The following is a 20,054-nucleotide window of genomic DNA, read 5'->3' as shown; positions in this document are numbered from 1 at the left end:
CCCTCTTGCATAATGGCGGCCAGCACACACTCGATCGCGCATGCATGCCAGCCACTCCGAACCGCCTGGATGACACCATCACCGCCGCCTACCTTGCCGGCGACATGGAGCACGTCATCACCCTCGGCACCCAGGCGGCGCAGACCGGCGCGCTGAGCGAGACCGGCCTGCTGTGGCTGGGCATCGCGCAGCAGACCACCGGTCGATACGCCGCGGCAGCGGCCACGTTCGGCGAGCTGACCCGGCTGCGTCCGGAGGTTTCCGCCTACTGGAACAACCTCGCGCTTGCCTGCCGACAATGCGGCGACATGACCGCGTCCGAGCAGGCGTTGATGACGGCCCGCTCGCTGGCGCCGGATGATGCCGAAGTGCACTACAACCTGGGGCTGCTGTATGTCCACCAGCAACGCTGGCTGCTGGCGCGGGAGTCGCTGATGGATGCCGTGCGCCTGTCGCCACGTTTCGTCGAGGCCCGGCTGCAGGCTGCGCACGCCTGCCATGTCTGCGGCGACAACGAAAGCGAGCAGGCGATGCTGGTCGGCGCCGCCGACTGGCCGGCCCAGCCGGGCGAACAGGCGCTGATCCTGGCCTCGATGCTTTGCGCCCAGGGAGAACTCGAGGCCGCGCTGCATGCACTCGGCCAGGCGCAGCTGCCCGCCGGACCCGCCGCCGGGATCATGCGGCTGCGGATCGCCGCGCAGCGGGTCGCGCTTTACGAACGCAGCAACCAGCTCGACAGCGCGCGCAACGAGCTGCGGCAGCTACCGCTGGACAGCATCGAGCGACTGCCGGCGGATGCCCACGAGGCCCGTGCCGAAGCCTGCAGCGTCCATGCTGCGCTGGCCATGCGCGACGGGGATCACGCCGCCGCCGCCACGCTGTACCGCCAGGTGCTCACGCTGGTCCTGGACGACCAGCACCGCGCCGCCGCCGCTTTTGGCCTGGCCGCGGCCTGCGACCGGCTGGGCCAGCGCGACGAAGCCTGGCAGGCGCTGCAGATCGCTCATGCGGCGCAGCTGGAGATTGCACGAAGCGTGGTGCCGGAGCTGATGCAGCCGTACAGCCAGCCCTTGCAGATGGCCGATCAGGTGGTCGACCGCGTGGCCTACCAGGGCTGGCAGCCGCTGCCGCCGCCGGCCAGGCGCACGCCGGTTTTCGTGGTCGGCTTTCCGCGCTCCGGCACCACCCTGCTGGAGCAGATGCTCGACGCGCATCCCGATTTCCGCTCGATGGACGAGCGCGCCTTCATCCACGAGCTGATCGAGGGCATGGAGCTGGCCGGCCAGCCGTACCCGGGCGGCCTGGCCGACCTCACCGCGAGGGAGGCCGATCAACTGCGCGACGTCTATTTCCGCCGGGTCGAACGGGTCGTGCCCGAGCTGGGCAAGCACCAGCTGGTGGACAAGAATCCGCTCAACATGCTGTGCCTGCCGATGATCATGCGGCTGTTTCCGCAGGCGCGCATCATCCTGTGCCTGCGTCATCCCTGCGACGTGCTGCTCAGCTGCTACATGCAGCCGTTCCGCTCGCCCGCCTTCATGGTGCTGTGCTCGTCGCTGCAGCGCCTGGCCGACGGCTACGTGCAGGCCTTCGAACAATGGCAGAAGCAGGTCGAGGTGTTCGCTCCGAAACTGCTGGAATGGCGTTACGAATCGGTGGTCGGCCGTTTCGACGCCAGCATTGCCCGCCTCGGCGAGTTCCTCGAACTGGAGGATGCGTCGCCGATGGCGCGCTTTTCGGAGCATGCGCGCGGCAAGCGCTTCATCAGCACGCCGAGCTACGCCCAGGTCACCCAGGGCATCAGCAGCAAGGCGGTGGATCGCTGGCACGCCTACCGCGAGATGTTCGAGCCGGTGCTGCCGACGCTGCGCCCGGTGATGCAACGGTTCGGCTATGCCGACTGACCCCCGCCGGCGATCGGCGAGCGCCAGATCGCCCCGGGGCGTACTGCGTATGATGGGAACGTGGAGTGTCAACGGCCTTCCACCAGGGAGCCGACCTTTTCCATGCGAAACGAACGACCGCCGATGAGCGAACCGCACGACGACATCCGCAAAGCCGGCCCCCCGGAAGCCAGTCGCAGCACCGCGCGACAGCAAGCGCAGCGGGGTGAACTGGACGCCGCGGAGAAGTCTTTCCTGAGCCTGCTCGAGCAGCAGCCGCAGGATGTCGAGGCGCTGCGGTTCGTGGCCGAGCGCCAGTCCGCGCGAGGGGAGCATGCGGCGGCCATCCAGCACTTGCAGCTCGCGCTCGAAGCAACGCAAGACGATCCGGCCGTCCGGGTTCAGCTGGCCGCCACGCAAATGGCGGCGGGGGATTTCGGCGCGGCCGCCGCCAGCTTCCGGGCCGGGTTGTCACTGGCGCCGCGGATGTTCGTGGCACGCCTGCAGCTGGGCATCGCGCTGGAGCAGCTGGGCCAGTCGCACGAGGCGCTGAAAGCCTATTTCATGGCCATCGCGAGTGCGCGGGCGCACGGCCGCTGGCAGGACGACGCCACCACGGCGCCGGGTCTGCGCGATGCCGTGAAGCACGCGGCGAACTACGTCAACCAGGGTCGAGCGCGGTTGTTCCGCAGTGCGCTGGATCCGCTGCGCGCGCGTTACGGCAGCAGCGAACTGGTTCGGGTGGAACGCAGTCTGGCGATCTATCTGCTCGAAGAGCCGGCGAACATCCCCGATCCGCGGCAGAAGCCGAAGTTCCTGTATTTTCCCGATATCGCGAGCCAGCCTTACTATCCGCGCGAGCACTTTCCCTGGCTGCAGACGCTGGAGGCGGCGACCGATACGGTACGCGACGAACTGCGGGCCGTGATGTCGCAGGGACAATCGTTCGAGGCGTTCCTTGGCCCGCCATCGCCGCAGGGAACCCGGGGCATGCTGGATTCGTCCAGCGATCGGGAGCCGGCCTGGGATGCGTATTTCTTCCATCGCCACGGCCAACGCCACGAAGAACATTACGCGCGCTGTCCGCAAACGTCGGCCCTGCTCGATGCGCTGCCGCTGGTGCGCATCCGCGACCATGCGCCGGAGGCGCTGTTCTCGGTGCTGAGTCCCGGCACGCACATCCTGCCCCACACCGGCGTGACCAACACGCGGCTGGTGACCCATCTACCGCTGATCGTCCCGCCCGATTGCGCCATCCGTGTCGGTGGGGAGGAGCACATCTGGCAAGAGGGGCGCTGCGTGACCTTCGACGACACCTGGGAGCACGAGGCGTGGAACCGCAGCGAGGAGGTGCGGGTCGTGCTGATCCTGGACAGCTGGCATCCCGACCTCAGCGAAGCGGAGCGCGCGGCCGTGACGGACCTGGTCGAGGCGATCGGCGACTTCAACCAGTCCTGCAAAGTGCCTGTCGCGGGCGGTTGATGCGTACCGGCCGGCCGGCGGGATTGGCGAGGCGAGGCGAGCGCATGAAAAAGGGCAGCGCCGCGGCGCTGCCCTTTTTCGGTCGGCATGCTGTCGTCAGTGCCCGGCTGCGGGAACGACCGGCGGCTTGGCCAACGTGATCGCCGCAAGGTAACTGTTGCTGTACTTGCCGCCATAGGGCAGCACCTGTTCGGCCAGGGCCGAGTCGGCCTTGATCAGGCCGACCGCGTCGAACAGGATGTGCGCGGTCTCGTTGAGCTGCACGTCCTTGGCCTTCTTCGCATCGGCTTCCTGCTTGAGCTCGCTCTTCAGGCTGCGCTCGTTCGCGTTGAGGCCATCGTCGAGCACGCTGTCCTCGTCGGCCAGCAAGGCATCGGTGCCGTCGATCGCCTTGTGCCGGGCGCGGAATTCGGACTGGAGCTTGTCCTGCTGCTTGCGCTCGGCTTCGCGTGCGGCGAGGTTGAGCGAGATCGAGGTCTTGTCGCGCATGATCCGGTACTGCGCCAGCTCGTCGAGCATCAACTTCCACGACGGCGACTTCGCCACGCGCGCGTCGTGCAGATGCTCCAGCTGCGGCAGGTAGGCCGCCAGGTTCGCCACCGGCTTGTAATCGGCCGGCGGAATCTGGGTCCACTTCAGCGCGTTCGGGTAGGTGGATTCGCCGAAATCCTTTTCGTCGCCGTTCTTCGGGAACTCGATGTCCGGCGTCACGCCCTTGAGCTGGGTGGAGCCGCCGTCGATGCGGAAGAACTCCTGGATCGTCATCTTCAGCTCGCCGAGCTGGGGTTTCTCGCTGTCGCCCTGGACGAAACGGTCCAGATCGACCAGGTTCTGCACGGTGCCCTTGCCGAAGGTCGGCTCGCCGACCACCAGGCCGCGATGGTAGTCCTGGATCGCGGCCGTGAAGATCTCCGAGGCCGAGGCCGAGCCGCGATTGACCAGCACCGCCAGCGGACCACTCCAGGCCATGCCCGCATCGTCGTCGCCCTGCTGCTGCACTTCGCCGCGGGCGTCGCGCACCTGCACCACCGGGCCCTTGTCGATGAACAGGCCGGTCATCGCATTGGCCTCGGCCAGCGAGCCGCCGCCGTTGTTGCGCAGATCCACCACGATGCCCTGCACGCCTTCCTGCTTGAGCTCGCCGATCAGCTTGGCGACGTCGCGGGTGGTGCTGCGGTAGTCCTTGTCGCCTTCGCTGCGTGCACCGAAGTCGGAATAGAACGAAGGCAGGTCGATCACGCCGATCTTGCGGGTGACGTCGCCGTCCTTGATCTCGATGACCTTCTTGCTGGCGGCGGCGTCTTCGAGATTGATCTTGTCGCGCACCAGGGTGACCAGCTCATGCTTGCCGTCCAGCCCGACATCCGCCGGCAGGACCTCCAGGCGCACGACGGTGCCCTTCTTTCCGCGGATCAGCGCGGTCACATCGTCGATGCGCCAGCCCACCACATCCACCAGCGGGCCGCTGGCGCCCTGGCCCACCGCGAGAATGCGGTCGCCCGGCTTGAACTTGTGCGACTTCATCGCCGGGCCGCCCGGGATGAGCTTGACGATCATGGTGTTGTCGTCGCGCGACTGCAGCTGCGCACCAATGCCTTCCAGCGACAGTTTCATCGCGATGTCGAAGTTCTCCGCCACGCGTGGACCGAGGTAATCGGTGTGCGGGTCGGTGGTTTCGGCATAGGCGGTCATGAAGCTCTGGAATGCATCCTCGCTGTCGAGCTGCTTGATCCGCTCGATGTACAGGGCGTAACGCTTGTCCAGCGTCTTGCGGATCTCGGCGTCATCCTTGCCGGCCAGCTTCAGCCGCAGCCAGTCGTTCTTGGTGCGCTCGCGCCACAGGTTGTCCAGCGCGGCCTGGTCCTTCGGCCAGTCGGCGTGCTCGCGGTCGAACGTGTAGTTTTCGTCGAGGGAAAAATCGAATCCCTTCTTGAGCAGCTCGCGCGCATAGGTCATGCGTTCGACCGCGCGCTGCACATACACGTTGAAGATGGAGAACGGTGCGGACAGGTTCTGGTTCCAGATCGCATCGTCCAGCTGGGTCTTCAGCGGGGCGAACTTGGCCAGATCGGCGTCGGTGAAAAACACCTTCTCGCCATCGAGCAGCTTCAGATACGCCGTGTAGATGCGCGCCGACATCGCGTCGTCGAGCGGCTGGGCGTCGTAATGGAAACGGGTCAGGAAACGCGCGGACAGCTGCGCGGCCAGCGCCTCCTCGGCCGTCGGTGCAAGCGGCCAGGTGGCCGCCTTGCGGCCGGTGGCTCCGGCACCGAGATCGGCCGCCGACTGCGCGAAAACGCAGGGGACGGTCAGGGCAAGCAGCAGGACCAGCGCGGGACGAAATTTCATGGATGCTCTCAGGCTGACTCGGTGACACCGGCTGCGTGGGCCTGCAGGTCGGCGTGATAGGACGAACGCACCAGCGGACCGGAGGCGACGTGATGGAAGCCCATCGCCTCACCGGCTTCGCGCAGCGCCTCGAATTCCTCGGGGGTCCAGTAGCGCACCACCGGGTGATGATGTGGCGTCGGCTGCAGGTACTGGCCTATGGTGATCATCTCGACGTCATGGGCGCGTAAATCGCCGAGCGTTTCGATCACCTGTTCATACGTCTCGCCCAGGCCCAGCATGATGCCGGATTTGGTCGGCACGTCCGGGTGCTGCGCCTTGAAGCGCTTGAGCAGGTCCAGCGACCACTGGTAGTCGGCGCCGGGACGCACTTCGCGGTACAGGTGCGGCACGGTTTCCAGGTTGTGGTTGAACACGTCCGGCGGAAACTCCCGGAGCACCTCCAGCGCGCGCTCCATGCGGCCCTTGCCGCGGAAGTCGGGGGTGAGGATCTCGATCCGGATGTTCGGGCTGGCGTGGCGCACCGCGCGAATGCAGCTGGCGAAATGGGCGGCCCCGCCGTCGCGCAGGTCGTCGCGATCGACCGAGGTGATCACCACGTACTTCAGCCGCATGTCGGCGATGGTCTGCGCCAGCCGCGCCGGCTCCAGCTCGTCGGGCGGCTGTGGCCGACCATGCGCCACGTCGCAGAACGAGCAGCGCCGGGTGCATACCTCGCCGAGGATCATGAAGGTCGCGGTGCCCTTGCTGAAGCACTCGTGGATGTTCGGGCAGGACGCTTCCTCGCAGACCGTGACCAGCGCGTTTTCGCGCAGGCGCGCCTTCAGCTGCTGCACCGCGTTGCCCTGCGGCAGCCGAACGCGTATCCACGACGGCTTGCGCAGGGTCGGCAGCGCGGTGTCGAAGCCGGCACGGTTCAGCGCGATCTTGTCGTTGCCCAGCTGCTTTTCCAGCGCGGGGGCGCCGGCGACGACGTTGATCGGGATGATCCGGGGGGAAGTGGGGGAAGTTTCGCTCATGGTAGACAGCTCAGACCGCTACGCGAGCGGGTAGTTCGGGGATCAGGGGCGCGGCCGGCTCGGCATCGAAGTCGAACTGGCGGCAGAATTCGCCGATCAGCACCTCTTCGACGTCCGCCAGTCGCGACGGACCGCCCAAGTCTACCAGCTGCGTGACCGCCAAACCCTTGTAACCGCAAGGGTTGATGCGCTGGAACGGCTCCAGATCCATCGCCACGTTGAAGGCCAGCCCGTGGAAGCTGCAGCCGCGACGCACGCGCAGGCCCAGCGCGGCGACCTTGGCGTCGCCCGCGTACACGCCGGGAGCGCCTTCGCGCCTCGCCGCGACCACGTTCCAGTGCGCCAGCGTATCGATCAGCGACTGTTCGATCCGGCTGACCAGTTCGCGCACGCCGACCCCGACCCGGCGCAGGTCGATCAGCGGGTAGCCGACGATCTGGCCGGGCCCGTGATAGGTGACCTGGCCGCCGCGGTCGACCGGCACCACCGGGATGTCCCCCGGCGCCAGTACGTGTTCCATCTTGCCGGCCTGGCCGAGGGTGAACACCGGGTCGTGCTCCAGCAGCCACAGCTCATCGACGGTATCCGCGGTGCGGTTGTCGGTGAACGCGCTCATCGCCTTCCAGGTGACCTCGTAGGGCTGGCGACCAAGGCGACGGATTTTCAGCGGCAACGACATGACGGGTGACCTGGGAAACGGGGAGCGGGAAAGCTGCCGACGGCAGCCCGCCGCCTGTGCTTGATGGCGCCGACGCGGAACCGTTTCAAGTCCGCCCGTCCGGGCCGCGGGGAAACCGATCCTGCCGCCCTGCTGCGCGCAACGCCATTCACAGCCGGCCATTCACATCGTGTAACGGATGTCCGGGCTGGAGCGCAGGGCCGCGTGTGCCGCCTCGTACTGTTCGCGGTTCTCGCAGCGAAAGCTCACCGTGACCGAGACGAAATTGCCGGCACCGGAGTGCCGGTGCTTCACGGTCTCGTGCAGCACGTGCAGGCCGGCACGCTCCAGCAGCTGCGGCACATGGGTCGGCAGGTTCGCGCTGGCCGTGCCCACGGCGGTGATCTCGAACTCGCCGGGGAACTGGAACCCCTTGCCTTCCTGCTTCGCCTTGGTGAAGTCGATCGGTTGCATCACTGCTTGCCTGCGGCCTGTTCGGTGTTGCCCTTGTCGTGGTGGAACCACAGCAGGATGCTGTCCCACAGACGCGCGAAGAAGCCGCCCTGCGGGGCGTCGGTCAGCGCGATCAACGGCACGTTCTGCACCGGCTGACCGGCCAGCGTGACGCGCAAGGTGCCGATCTGCTGGCCCTTCTTGAACGGTGCGATCAGCAGGGACGGAATATCCATGGTCGCCTTGAGCTGATCGTACTGGCCGCGCTTGACCGTGACCTGCACGTTCTCGGCGACGCCGATCGGCAGCTGGTTCGCCTCGCCCTTCCACAACCGCGGCGTGGCCAGCGGCTTGCTGGCGTCATACAGCTTGTGCGTCTCGTAGAAGCGGAATCCGTAGTTGAGCAGCGCCATCGCCGAATCGGCACGGGCCTTCTCGGTGCTGGCCCCCATCACGATCGCGATCATGCGCGACTCGCCCTGCTTGGCGGAAGCGGCCAGGCAGTAGCCGGCGGCGGCGGTGTGACCGGTCTTGATGCCGTCCACGCTCGGGTCACGCCACAGCAGCGTATTGCGGTTGTGCTGCTTGATGCCGTTCCACTCGAACTCCTTCACCGCGGAGATCGCGTAGTCGGTGGGGAAGTCGTGGATCAGTGCGCGCGACAGGATCGCGATGTCGTGCGCCGTGGTGTAGTGGTTCGCGATCGGATAGCCGGACGCGTTCTCGAAATTCGAGTTGACCATGCCCAGCTGCTTGGCATAGGCATTCATCAGGGCGGCAAAGGACGACTCGGAGCCCGCGGTATGTTCGGCCAGCGCGATCGCCGCATCGTTGCCGGACTGGATGATCATGCCGTACAGCAGATCCTTCAGCGGCACCTGGCTGTTGAGCTTGAGGAAGCTGGTCGAGCCGTCGGTACCGGCGCCACCGCCGCGCCAGGCGTGCTCGCTGATGGTGACCGGATCGGTCATGTGGATCCTGCCGTTGGCGACCTCGGCTGACACCACGTAGTCGGTCATGATCTTGGTGATCGAGGCCGGCTCGACCCGCAGGTCGGGATCCTTCGAGGCCAGGATCTGGCCGGTGGCGTAATCCATCAGCACCCAGCTCTTGCCGTCGACGTCCGGCGGCGGCGGTACCGGGGCCTCGGGCACCGTCGGGCGCGGCACCGGCGACGGGCGCGGCGGGGTCTGGGCGACGGCAACGCCGACCAGCAGTACGGCGGCGGCAAAAGGAATCAGGCTGCGGCGAAGAAATTTCATCGTATGGTTCAGTCCAGTCTCTGAATGTCGGTTCGGCAACGGCCGGCATGATGGAAAAGGGGTGCTCAAATCCTGCTCAGTCTACCGCGACCTGAGGTCGTGGCAGGCCCAGGCCCTCGATCCGGGCGCTGACCCGGTCGGCACGTTCCACATCGACCAGCGGTCCGATCCGCACGCGCCGCACATGGCGTCCATTCACCTCGGCATCGATGACCTGCACCGTGCCCAGCCCGGCGCCGCGCAACCGTTGCGCCAGCCGCTCGGCATTGCCCTCGTCGGCAAACGCGCCGACCTGCAGGTAGATGCCCGGATGTCGTGGGACCACAACCGGCGCCGCCAGTTCCTGCCCGGGGCGCGCCGGGTCGATACCGCGCACCTCGACCAGCCCGGTGCCCTTGGGCCAGATGCCGATTTTCACCGCGGCGGCGTAGGACAGATCGATCAGCCGGTTCTGGTGAAACGGGCCGCGATCGTTGACCCGCACGATCACGCTCCTGCCGTTTTCCAGATTGGTGACGCGCGCGTAGCTGGGCAGCGGCAGTGTGGTGCTGGCGGCGCTGAAGGCATACATGTCGTAGGTCTCCAGGCTGGAGGTCTTGTAGCCATGAAACTTGTTGCCGTAGAACGAGGCGATGCCGCGCTCGTCATAGCCGCGCGCACTGGGCAGCACGCGGTAGCGGCGCCCGAGCACGGTGTACGGGGACTTGTTGCCATACAGCGAACGCGGCTCGACCCTGGGCACCGGCTCGACCAGCTTGCTCACATCGATCGGCGGCGGCACGCTGTCGCTGCTGTCGCGATAACGGCTGTCCTGCGGACGGTTGAGGTCATCGTGGAAGTGGTCCACCCGGCTGCCGCGGTCGGCCGCGGCGGGCTCGTGCGCGGACGATCGGACCACGCCGCCGGCGTGCGGCGGCCGGGGCTTCGTGGCGCTGCAACCGGCCAGCAACAGCACGGCCAGGCATGCGGCGGCGCCCGCAACCCTCATTGAACGGCATCCAACGGACCCACGCCGGCGACAATCGCGTGGGCCAACTGGTCCACCGCCATCGCATACAGCGGGCTGCGGTTGTAACGCGTGATCACGTAGAAATTCTGGAACGTGAACCAGTATTCCGGCCCATGGTCGCCAGCCAGCATCTGCAGGCTGGTGGGTTGGGCGGGCGGCAACGGCCGCAGCGGCGCATAGCCCCACGCCTCGAACTGCTCCAGCGGCCACTGGGGCTGGGCGTCCTTCACCGTGATCGCCTTCGCCGACACATCCGGCTGCGCCCGCGCCGCCACCGGTCCACCGCTGACCCAGCCGTGCCTGGCGAAATAGTTCGCCACGCTGGCAAAGATGTCAGGCAGGGAGTTCTGCAGGTCGATGCGGCCATCGTGATCCTCGTCCACCGCGAAATCGCGGATGCTGGTGGGCATGAACTGGCCCCATCCCTGCGCCCCGGCGTAGGAGCCGGTGAGCTGGTCGATCGGCCCGCCCAGGTGGTTGTCCGGCATCTCCAGCAACTCCTTCAGCTGCTCACGGAAGAAAGTCGCCCGGGGCGGGTAATACAGGCCCAGCGTCACCAGCGCATCGAGCACCTTGTAGCTGCCGGTGTTGCGGCCGTAGTTGGTTTCCACCCCGATGATCGCCACGATGTATTGGGGCGCCACGCCGTACTGCCTGCCGATCCGGTCCAGCAGCGCACGATGCTCGCGATAGAACGCGATGCCGTCGCCGATGCGTTTGTCGGTCAGGAAGATCGGCCGGTAGTCCTTCCACGACTTGCCTTCGGCCGGGCGACTGATCGCATCGAGGATGCTCTGCTGCCGCGTCGCCCCGTCCAGCAGCGCGTTGAGTGCCTGCGGATTCTTGCCGGTATCGCGAGCCACCTCGCTCACCAGTTCGGCCTGGCCGGGATGCGTCGTCGCCCCTGCCGACGTTGTCACGCCGATCCAGAGCAGGCTCAGGACGGCGAGGAAACGCACGGGGTGCAACGCGGGAATCACGATCATGCGGGGGCCTTCACTGGCAGAAAAACCGGGGTCGCCAAAAGCCTACCACGCACGCCGTAGCAACTTCGGGCCATCCGCGGGCACGACGAAGGCGGCGTTCAGATGTGCCTCTTGCGATTGGCATGGATCGACATCAGCACGCCAAAGCCGGTCAGCAGCGACACCGCCGAGGTGCCGCCGTAACTGACCAGCGGCATCGGCACGCCGACCACCGGCAGCATGCCGGCCACCATGCCACCGTTGACGAAGACATAGACGAAGAAACTCATGCCGATCGCACCGGCCAGCAGGCGCGAATAGGTATCGCGCGCCTCCATCGCGATCCACAGGCAGCGACCGATGATGAAGGCGTACAGCGCGACCACCGCACATACCCCGACCAGGCCGAATTCCTCGGAGAACACCGCGAAGATGAAGTCGGTGGTGTGCTCGGGCAGGAAGTCCAGCCGCGACTGCGTGCTGTGCAGCCAGCCCTTGCCGAAGATGCCGCCCGAGCCCACCGCGATCTGCGACTGGATGATGTGCCAGCCGTTGCCGAGCGGGTCGGATTCCGGATTGAGCAGGGTCAGCACCCGATCGCGCTGGTACTGGTGCAGGAAATGCCAGGCCACCGGAATCATGCCGCCGATCGCGCCCAGCAACGCACCGATGCGCCACCACGCCATGCCGGACAGGAACAGCGCGAACGCACCCGCCGCCGTGACCAGCACGGCAGTGCCCAGATCCGGCTGCTCGGCGATCAGCCCGGCCGGAATCGCGATCAGCACGCCGACCATCGCGATGTCCTTCCAGCCCGGCGGCAACTGGCGCGGATGCAGGTACCAGGCCACCATCATCGGCATGGTCAGCTTGAGCAGTTCGGACGGCTGAAAGCGCATCACGCCCAGGTCCAGCCAGCGCATCGAACCCCGGCCCTCACCGAGGACCGCCACCACCACCAGCAACGCGGTACTGCCGGCGTAGAGCCAGGGCGTCCAGCTGCGCAGCACCGACGGCGAAATACGCGACACCAGCAGCAGCAGCGCACCACCCAGCACGAAGCGGGCGGCCTGGCCGCCGACCAGCGCAAGGCTGCCATCGCCGGCACTGTAGAGCGTGATCAGACCGATCACGGCCAGCAGGAACAGGCCGACCGCCAACGGCAGGTCGATCCGCGGCCGGGTCATGATGCGACGAAGGAACCGGCGCCAGCGCGCGTACATCGTGGCGATCATGGCAATGCTCCGCTGGATGCCTGTGCCGGCAGGTCTTCGACTTCCGTGGCGTGGCCGCCGCCGTTGTCCGGGCGGGTCGCGACCGGCGCTGGCGATGGTGGCGCCGCCGCGGTCGCGCTGGTCGGCAGGCGTTGACTGCCCGGAATCACGCCATCGTGCTCGGCGAGCCACGCATCGAAGATCTTGCGCATGATCGGACCGGCATCCTTGCCGCCCCAGGCGCCCGCCTCGAGGACCACCGCCGCGGCAATCTGCGGGTTGTCCGCCGGCGCGTAGCCCATGAACCAGGCCCGATGCCGCGAGGCCAGATACGCATTGTTCTTGTTGGTGTCGTAGGCGTCGCTGGTCCGCGAGAATCGTTCGGCGGTGCCGCTCTTGCCGGCGATCGGGTAGGGAAACCCGTCGTTCAGCCCCTTGCCGGTGCCATCGGTGATCACCGCCCGCATGCCCTCGTTGATCACGGCCCACTCGGACGGCTTGCGGATCAGCGACGGTCCCGGCGGATCGGGCAGCAACCGGCGCTTCGCCTCGCCGACACCCTTGCTGGCCATGACCAGCCGCGGCAGATACGGCACCCCGTGGCCGGCCAGCGTGGCCACGGCATGCGCCAGTTGCAGGGGGGTGACTCCCCAGTAACCCTGGCCGATGCCGGTAATCACCGTTTCGCCGGGGTACCAGGGCTGCCTGCTGTGCGCCGCCTTCCATTCACGCGAGGGCAGGATGCCCTCGGATTCGCCGATCAGGTCGATGCCGGTCTTGCTGCCGAAACTGAAGCGGCTCATCCAGTGGCTCAGCCGATCGATGCCCATGTCCACGGCCAGCTTGTAGAAATAGGTGTTGGTCGACTTCTGGATCGCCCGCACCATGTCCACCGTACCGTCGCCGCCGCGCGTATCGTCGCGATAGCAGCGCTTCTGTCCGGGCAGGCAGAACTGGCCGGTGGAAAGCACGGTGTCCTCGGGCGTGCGGATGCCCTCCTCGAGCCCACCCAGTGCAAGGAACGGCTTCACCGTCGATCCCGGTGGATACACGCCGCGCAGCGCCCGGTTGTACAGCGGCTTGTCCGGATCGTCGGTGAGGCCGTGGTAGTCGGCCTGACTGATGCCGTTGACGAACAGGTTGGGATCGAACGTCGGCACGCTGACCATCGCCAGCACCTGACCGTTGCGTGGGTCGATCACCACGGCCGCGCCCGGGCGGCCGTCGAACGCGGCTTCGGCGGCTTTCTGCAGGCGCACATCCAGGCTCAGATACAGATTGCGCCCCGGCGTCGGCGGATGGGTTTCCAGCACGCGCTGGGTGCGCCCGTCGGCATTGACCTCCAGCAGTTCGTAACCCGGCGTGCCATGCAGCACGTCTTCGTAGGATCGCTCGATGCCGCTGCGACCGATGTGACTGGTGCCCTGGTAGCGCTTCGGATCGAGCTGATTGAGATCGTCCACATCGATGCGCCCGACGTAGCCCACCACATGCGCGAACAGGCCGCGCAAGGGATAGTGGCGGGTGAGGTAAGGCACCACGTCCACGCCGGGAAAGCGCCAGCGATTCACCGCGAAACGATCGATCTCGTCCTCGGTCAGGTGCAACTTCAACGGCACGCTCTCGAAACGCCGGCTCTGCCTGAGCTGCTTGTTGAACGCGTCCAGGTCATCGCGGCCCAGCGGTATCACCTTGCCCAGCGCTGCCAGCAAGGCGGGCATGTCCTTGATCTGCTCGGGCACCACTTCGAGCCGGAATGCGGGGACGTTGTCGGCCAACAACACGCCATTGCGGTCGTAGATCAGCCCGCGCGCGGGCGGGATCGCCTGCGGCTTGACCCGGTTGTTGGTCGAACGGGTGACGAATTCGCCATGCCGCGACACCTGCAGATAGACGTAGCGACCGATCAGCGTGGTCAGGCTCAGCAGGATCAGCACGAAACCCATCAGCGCACGACGCCTGAACAGGTCGCTTTCGCCGCGGGCATCCTTGATCGATCGCCGGATCTTCATGTCACTGAATGCGCAGACGAGCGCGCAGGTCATCCAGCAGCAGGAACAGGAACGGCCACAACAGCGCCCCGACGAACGGCGATATCCACCAGCTGGCCGGCGGCAACGAGGCACCCGCCAGCATGCGCACGATCAGCAACAGGATGCGGTCGTTCAGCAGCAGTGCCAGTACCGCGAGCGCCTGCTGCCACATCGGGAAGAAGCGCAGCCGCGAGCGGAAGCGCAGTGCGATGAAGACCAGTGCGCACAGCCGCAATGCCTGCTCACCCAGCACGACGCCATTGAGCAGGTCGGCAAACAGTCCCACCGCGAAGGCCAGTCCCAGGGTCACCCGGTCTTCCGATTCCAGCGACCAGTACAACAGGATCAGGGCCGGCCAGTACGGCTTGAAGGGCTCCAGCACGACAGGCAACGGCACCAGCATCATCATCAGCGCGAACACCAGGGTGCCGACGAACCACCACCGACTCAAGCGTTGCTTGCTCATCGCGACACTCCGCGGGCGGACCGGCGCATGGCCGCCCTGGTGGCGGGCGGAGCCGTCGCGGCATGGTCCGCGCCGGGTGCCAGGTCGCTGGGTGGCCCCATCGGCTTCACCAGCGGCGGGGGGCCATCCGGCTCGGGCTGGTCGCGCAACAGCAACACGTCGGCACTGCGTTCGATATCCGCCGCCAGTTGCGCGTGGGCCACCAGGAACATCCCGGTAGCCGCCGGCGCCACCTCGCTGATTTCGCCGACTGGAAAGCCGGGCGGGAAACGGCCGCCAATACCGGAGGTCAGCAACTTGTCGCCCACGCGCACGTCCGCGACCAGGGGAATGCTGGGCAGGCTGAGCCGATCGCCTTCGCGCGAACCATAAGCCACCGTGCGCAGACCGGTACGCTCGATCACCACCGGAATCGCATGCTCCGGATCGGTGATCAACATGACTACCGACGTGTTCGGCAGCACCTCCTTGACCTGGCCCATCACGCCGTGCGCATCGATCACCGGCTGGCCGGGCTTGACGCCATCGCGAGCCCCCATGTTCAAGGTGAGCTGATAACGGAAGGCGCCCAGATCCACGCCGATCACCCGCGCAAGTTGCACGTTGAGTTCCAGGCTGTGCTGGGTATCGAGCAGTTCCTTCAGCCGCTGGTTCTGTTCGGCGACCGCCGCCATGCGGTTCAACTTGGCATTGGCCAGCAGCAGATCTTCGCGCAGGCGCTGGTTTTGCGAGGTCAGGCGTTCGCGATCGGCGAACGCCACGCTCACGGCGCGGATGCCAGTCGCCGGTAGCGCAGCGAGCCGATACACCGGTTCCACCACGACGGCCGCGGAATACCGTATGCGCCACAGCCAGCCATTGCGCTGGTCAAGCACCATCAGCACCACGGCCAGCGCCAGATAGACGATAAGCCGCAGCGTGCCGGCCGCGTTGCCGGCGAAAAGAGGCGAGGATTCGTCGCGCGTGCGCGCCATGGCCGCCCCCTACCGACGCGCGTTATTCGGGCGCGAAGAAATCGCTGCCGTGCTGATCGATCAGCTCCAGCGCCTTGCCACCACCGCGCGCCACGCAGGTCAGCGGGTCATCCGCCACCTGCACGTGCAAGCCGGTCTCTTCGGAAATCAGTCGATCCAGGTCACGCAGCAGCGCGCCGCCACCGGTCAGCACGATGCCGCGCTCGGCCACGTCGGAGCACAACTCCGGCGGGGTCTGCTCCAGCGCGGACTTCACCGCCGCCACGATGCCGGCGAGCGGCTCGTGCAGGGCCTCGAGGATTTCGTTGGAGTTGATCGTGAACATGCGCGGCACGCCCTCGGCCAGATTGCGGCCGGAGATCTCGATCTCCTTGACCTCGCTCTGCGGGAATGCGCAGCCGATCTGCAACTTGATCCGCTCGGCGGTGGATTCACCGATGAGGGTGCCATGGTTGCGGCGCACGTAATTGATGATTGCCTCGTCGAAACGGTCGCCACCGACACGTACCGATTGCGAATAGACGATGCCGTTGAGCGAGATCACCGCGACCTCGGAAGTACCGCCACCGATATCCAGCACCATCGCGCCGCGCGCCTCGTGCACCGGGATGCCGGCACCGATCGCCGCGGCCATCGGCTCCTCGATCAGGAACACGTCGCGCGCGCCGGCGCCTTCGGCCGACTCCTTGATCGCGCGGCGCTCGACCTGGGTCGAGCCGCACGGCACGCACACCAGCACACGCGGGCTCGGCCGCAGGAAGCGCGACTTGTGCACCTGCTTGATGAAATGCTGCAGCATCGCCTCGGTCATGGTGAAGTCGGCGATCACGCCGTCCTTCATGGGCCGCACGGTGGCGATGTTGCCGGGCGTGCGCCCCAGCATGCGCTTGGCGTCGCCACCCACCGCCGCGATCGTGCGCGGACCGCCGGGGCCACGGTCCTGTCTGATCGCCACCACCGATGGCTCATTCAGGACGATGCCCTGACCACGCACGTAGATCAGCGTATTGGCCGTACCGAGGTCGATCGAAATGTCGTTGGAAAAGATGCCGCGGAACTTCTTGAACATGGGTCCGCCGTGGGTCGGCTTGGCTAAAAAGTAAGCTCACCAGTCTAGTCAGCGTGACTGGCATGCGCAAGGACAATAACGTTAAGAAATCCTTTCACAACACGACCCTAAGCGCATTTCCTGCACTTGGAGGTGAACCGGACCTTCCCGGCGGAAGTCGCCAACACCGGCGGATGGCGGTACGATTGCAGCCTTTGGCCGGAAGCATCCGGTTCGGTTCACGGTCGACCGCGGCGCTCGCGGTCCTTCCACCTTGCCCGGGAGTTCCCGTACATCATGTCTGCCGTCATCTGCGGATCACTGGCCTACGACACCATCATGGTGTTCCAGGATCAGTTCAAGAACCACATCCTGCCCGATCAGATGCATATTCTGAATGTGTCGTTCCTGGTGCCGCGGATGCGCCGCGAATTCGGCGGCTGCGCCGGCAATATCGCCTACAACCTCAAGCTGCTCGGCGGAGATCCCCTGCCGGTGGCGGCCGTGGGCCAGGATTTTGCGCCGTATCGCCAGCACATGGAGGAATGCGGGATCCGGCTCGATTGCGTGCGCGTATTCGATGACCAGTTCACGCCGCAGTGCTTCATCACCACCGACCTGGACAACAACCAGATCACCGCCTTCCATCCCGGCGCGATGTCCAGTGCGCAGGAAAACCACGTGCGCGACATCCCGCAGATCGACTTCGCGATTGTCGCTCCCGACGGGCGCGAGGCGATGCTGCAGCACGTGGAGGAATTCGCCGCGCGCGGCGTACCGTTCATCTTCGATCCGGGTCAGGCCATGCCGTTGTTCAGCGGAGAGGAATTCCGCTCGATGATCACCAAGTCGACCTACGTGATCGTCAACGATTACGAGTCGCAGCTGCTGCAGACCCGAACCGGCTGGAGTGCCGCCGAGATCGCCGGCCGGGTCACGGCGTACATCGTGACCCAGGGACCGCGCGGCTCGATCATCCACGTCGGCAGCGAAACGCATCACATCCCACCGGCACGCGAGCGCCAGGTGGTGGATCCCACCGGTTGCGGCGACGCTTATCGCGCCGGACTGATGTTCGGCATCATGCGCAAGATGGAATGGCCGACGGTGGGCCGCATCGCCTCGCTGATGGGCGCACTCAAGGTGGAGCATCCGGGCACGCAGAACCAGCGCTTCAGTTACGCCGAGTTCGCTGCGGAATTCCTCGACCAGTTCGGTTACGCGCTGGACTGACCGCCAAGGCAACTCCGTGGCCTGCCGGGACTGCCCGGCCGCCGCGCGGCCGCGGGCCAGTCAGCTGACGCGAAAGCCGATGGTGGCGTCCACCGCGTTCCGCCAGCCCTGATAGAGCTGTTCGCGGGTGCGTTCGTCCATGTTCGGCCGGAAGCATCGATCCTCCTGCCACAGCGCCGCGATCTGTGCGCGACTCTCCCAGAATCCCACCGCCAGGCCGGCCAGATAGGCTGCGCCCAGCGCGGTGGTTTCGGTGATGCGCGGACGCAGCACCGGCACACCCAGCATGTCACTCTGGAACTGCGCCATGAAATCGTTGGCGATCGCACCTCCGTCGGCGCGCAATTCCGTCAGCGGAATAGCCGAATCCGCCTCCATCGCCGCCAGTACGTCACGCGACTGGTAAGCGATCGACTCGAGTGCCGCACGCACGACATGCTCCTTGCGGGTCCCTCGCGACAGGCCGAACATCGCGCCGCGCACATCGCTGCGCCAATAGGGTGCGCCCAGTCCGACGAACGCCGGGACCAGGTAGACACCCTCGGTGGATGGCACGCTATCCGCGCAGGCCTGCGACTCGCCGGCGGCCTCGAGCATGTGCAATCCGTCGCGCAGCCACTGCACCACCGAACCGGTGACGAAGATGCTGCCCTCCAATGCGTACTCGACCCGGCCATCCAGCTCCCAGGCGATCGTCGTCAACAAGCCGTGCCTCGATGGCACCGCCTGGCCCCCGGTATGCATCAACATGAAGCAGCCGGTGCCATAGGTATTCTTCGCCATCCCGGGTTCAAAGCAGGCTTGCCCGAACAATGCCGCCTGCTGATCGCCTGCCACGCCGCTGATCGGCACGCCGGCAGGACAGATCGACGAAGCTGCGGTATGGCCATAGATCTCACTGGAGGAACGCACCTCGGGCAGCATGCCGCGGGGAATGTCCAGCATGCGCAACAACTCGTCGTCCCAGCGCCGCGCATGGATGTCGAACAACAGCGTCCGCGCGGCATTGCTGACATCGGTGACGTGCAGCTTGCGGCCACTGAGGTTCCAGATCAGCCAGCTGTCGATCGTGCCGAACAGGAGATCGCCGCGGTCGGCACGCACGCGCGCGCCGTCGACATGGTCGAGTATCCAGCGGATCTTGCTGCCTGAAAAATACGCGTCGATCAGCAACCCGGTCTTTTCGCGTACCAGCGTGGCATAGCCATCCGCTTCCAGCCGCTCGCAGATAGCCATGCTCTGTCGTGACTGCCACACGATCGCGTTATGTACCGGCTGGCCGCTATGGCGATCCCATACCACGGTGGTCTCGCGCTGATTGGTGATGCCGATACCGGCCAGTTCGCGCACGTCGATCTGTGCCGATGCCAGCACCTCGGCCACGGTTGCCTGCACGCTGCCCAGAATCTCCAGTGGATCGTGTTCGACCCACCCGGATTGGGGGAAGACCTGGCGGAATTCACGTTGGGCCGATCCGGCAACGCTCCCGCCGCGATCGAACAGCATAGCGCGCGAACTGGTGGTGCCCTGATCAATGGCCAGGATGTATTTTTTCTCCAACTGACTCCGGCCCCCTTCAACGTCTGTGTCGAGTGGGAAGCTTAGCAACAAGCGCAGCACCCCGAGCTGGTGCGGGTCCGGATGTCCGCTCTCCAGGGCACCAAGGAAAAACCCCCACCGTTGCCGGTGAGGGTTGTTCAGGATAAAGCCCCTCGCGGTGACCTGATGCAGCCTGCGATCGTCGATCGCAGCAGCAACGGCAAACGCCGTAAAGACGAAGGCCTCCCCGGGTGGGGAGGCTTTCTTGGATAAAGCCCCTGGCGGTGACCTGTTGCAGCCTGCGATCGTCGATCGCAGCAGCAACGGCAAACGCCGTAAGGACGAAGGCCTCCCCGGGTGGGGAGGCCTTCTTGGATAAAGCCCCTGGCGGTGACCTGTTGCAGCCTGCGATCGTCGATCGCAGCAGCAACGGCAAACGCCATAAAGACGAAGGCCTCCCCGGGTGG

16 protein-coding genes are annotated in these 20,054 nt (G+C 66.2%); 3 read left to right on the top strand and 13 right to left on the bottom strand.

Going from position 1 to position 20,054, the window contains the following annotated elements; genetic code table 11:
• Positions 1 to 44 precede the first annotated feature (44 nt).
• Positions 45 to 1,904 carry a sulfotransferase gene (locus ACFPPA_RS13490; RefSeq protein WP_377320757.1) on the top strand — a complete coding sequence of 620 codons (1,860 nt, stop codon included), beginning with the start codon at positions 45 to 47 and terminating at the stop codon, positions 1,902 to 1,904.
• 123 nt (positions 1,905 to 2,027) lie between these two features.
• Entirely contained in the window at positions 2,028 to 3,365 is a 1,338-nt protein-coding gene (locus ACFPPA_RS13485; RefSeq protein WP_377320755.1) for an aspartyl/asparaginyl beta-hydroxylase domain-containing protein, read from the top strand.
• 96 nt (positions 3,366 to 3,461) lie between these two features.
• Here the strand turns inward: ACFPPA_RS13485 and ACFPPA_RS13480 are convergent, their stop codons facing one another.
• The 12 genes from ACFPPA_RS13480 to ACFPPA_RS13425 form a co-directional block, all read right to left on the bottom strand.
• A complete protein-coding gene (locus ACFPPA_RS13480) occupies positions 3,462 to 5,714 on the bottom strand; it encodes a carboxy terminal-processing peptidase (RefSeq protein WP_377320753.1) in 2,253 nt (750 codons plus the stop codon).
• A gap of 8 nt (positions 5,715 to 5,722) precedes the next feature.
• Positions 5,723 to 6,733, bottom strand: a complete 1,011-nt coding sequence (gene lipA, locus ACFPPA_RS13475; protein WP_377320751.1) for a lipoyl synthase — start codon at positions 6,731 to 6,733, stop codon at positions 5,723 to 5,725.
• Positions 6,734 to 6,743: 10 nt separating this feature from the next.
• Positions 6,744 to 7,412: a lipoyl(octanoyl) transferase LipB gene (lipB, locus tag ACFPPA_RS13470; RefSeq protein WP_377320749.1), complete on the bottom strand. Its 669-nt coding sequence runs from the start codon at positions 7,410 to 7,412 to the stop codon at positions 6,744 to 6,746.
• A gap of 162 nt (positions 7,413 to 7,574) precedes the next feature.
• Complete coding sequence (locus ACFPPA_RS13465; protein WP_377320747.1) at positions 7,575 to 7,865, bottom strand: DUF493 family protein; 291 nt, start codon at positions 7,863 to 7,865, stop codon at positions 7,575 to 7,577.
• Positions 7,865 to 9,106, bottom strand: coding sequence for a D-alanyl-D-alanine carboxypeptidase family protein (locus tag ACFPPA_RS13460; RefSeq protein WP_377320745.1), 1,242 nt, complete (start codon positions 9,104 to 9,106; stop codon positions 7,865 to 7,867). Before ACFPPA_RS13460 ends, ACFPPA_RS13465 begins: the two co-directional genes overlap by 1 nt.
• A 76-nt stretch (positions 9,107 to 9,182) precedes the next feature.
• Complete coding sequence (locus tag ACFPPA_RS13455; protein WP_377320743.1) at positions 9,183 to 10,094, bottom strand: septal ring lytic transglycosylase RlpA family protein; 912 nt, start codon at positions 10,092 to 10,094, stop codon at positions 9,183 to 9,185.
• Positions 10,091 to 11,101 carry a lytic murein transglycosylase B gene (mltB, locus tag ACFPPA_RS13450; protein WP_377320741.1) on the bottom strand — a complete coding sequence of 337 codons (1,011 nt, stop codon included), beginning with the start codon at positions 11,099 to 11,101 and terminating at the stop codon, positions 10,091 to 10,093. The genes ACFPPA_RS13455 and mltB overlap by 4 nt, the downstream gene beginning before the upstream one ends.
• A gap of 98 nt (positions 11,102 to 11,199) precedes the next feature.
• Positions 11,200 to 12,315, bottom strand: coding sequence for a rod shape-determining protein RodA (gene rodA / locus ACFPPA_RS13445; protein ID WP_377320739.1), 1,116 nt, complete (start codon positions 12,313 to 12,315; stop codon positions 11,200 to 11,202).
• Positions 12,312 to 14,306, bottom strand: a complete 1,995-nt coding sequence (gene mrdA, locus ACFPPA_RS13440) for a penicillin-binding protein 2 (protein WP_377320737.1) — start codon at positions 14,304 to 14,306, stop codon at positions 12,312 to 12,314. The genes rodA and mrdA overlap by 4 nt, the downstream gene beginning before the upstream one ends.
• Position 14,307: 1 nt before the next feature.
• Entirely contained in the window at positions 14,308 to 14,793 is a 486-nt protein-coding gene (gene mreD, locus ACFPPA_RS13435; RefSeq protein WP_377320735.1) for a rod shape-determining protein MreD, read from the bottom strand.
• The gene (mreC, locus tag ACFPPA_RS13430; protein ID WP_377320733.1) at positions 14,790 to 15,767 is read right to left on the bottom strand and encodes a rod shape-determining protein MreC; all 978 of its coding nucleotides are present in this window, start codon (positions 15,765 to 15,767) and stop codon (positions 14,790 to 14,792) included. Before mreC ends, mreD begins: the two co-directional genes overlap by 4 nt.
• A 22-nt stretch (positions 15,768 to 15,789) precedes the next feature.
• Entirely contained in the window at positions 15,790 to 16,836 is a 1,047-nt protein-coding gene (locus ACFPPA_RS13425) for a rod shape-determining protein (protein ID WP_056391419.1), read from the bottom strand.
• A 276-nt stretch (positions 16,837 to 17,112) separates the two neighbouring features.
• Between ACFPPA_RS13425 and ACFPPA_RS13420 the strand changes: the two genes are divergently transcribed.
• Positions 17,113 to 18,048, top strand: a complete 936-nt coding sequence (locus tag ACFPPA_RS13420; RefSeq protein WP_377320730.1) for a carbohydrate kinase family protein — start codon at positions 17,113 to 17,115, stop codon at positions 18,046 to 18,048.
• 60 nt (positions 18,049 to 18,108) lie between these two features.
• On the opposite strand, the gene glpK is transcribed toward ACFPPA_RS13420, so the two are convergent.
• On the bottom strand, positions 18,109 to 19,554 hold the full coding sequence (gene glpK, locus ACFPPA_RS13415; protein ID WP_377321707.1) for a glycerol kinase GlpK: 1,446 nt from the start codon (positions 19,552 to 19,554) through the stop codon (positions 18,109 to 18,111).
• Positions 19,555 to 20,054: the final 500 nt, after the last annotated feature.

This window comes from Rhodanobacter ginsengisoli, assembly GCF_042657065.1.
Lineage (GTDB): Bacteria > Pseudomonadota > Gammaproteobacteria > Xanthomonadales > Rhodanobacteraceae > Rhodanobacter > Rhodanobacter ginsengisoli.
This window is presented reverse-complemented; position numbering and strand designations above follow the sequence as displayed.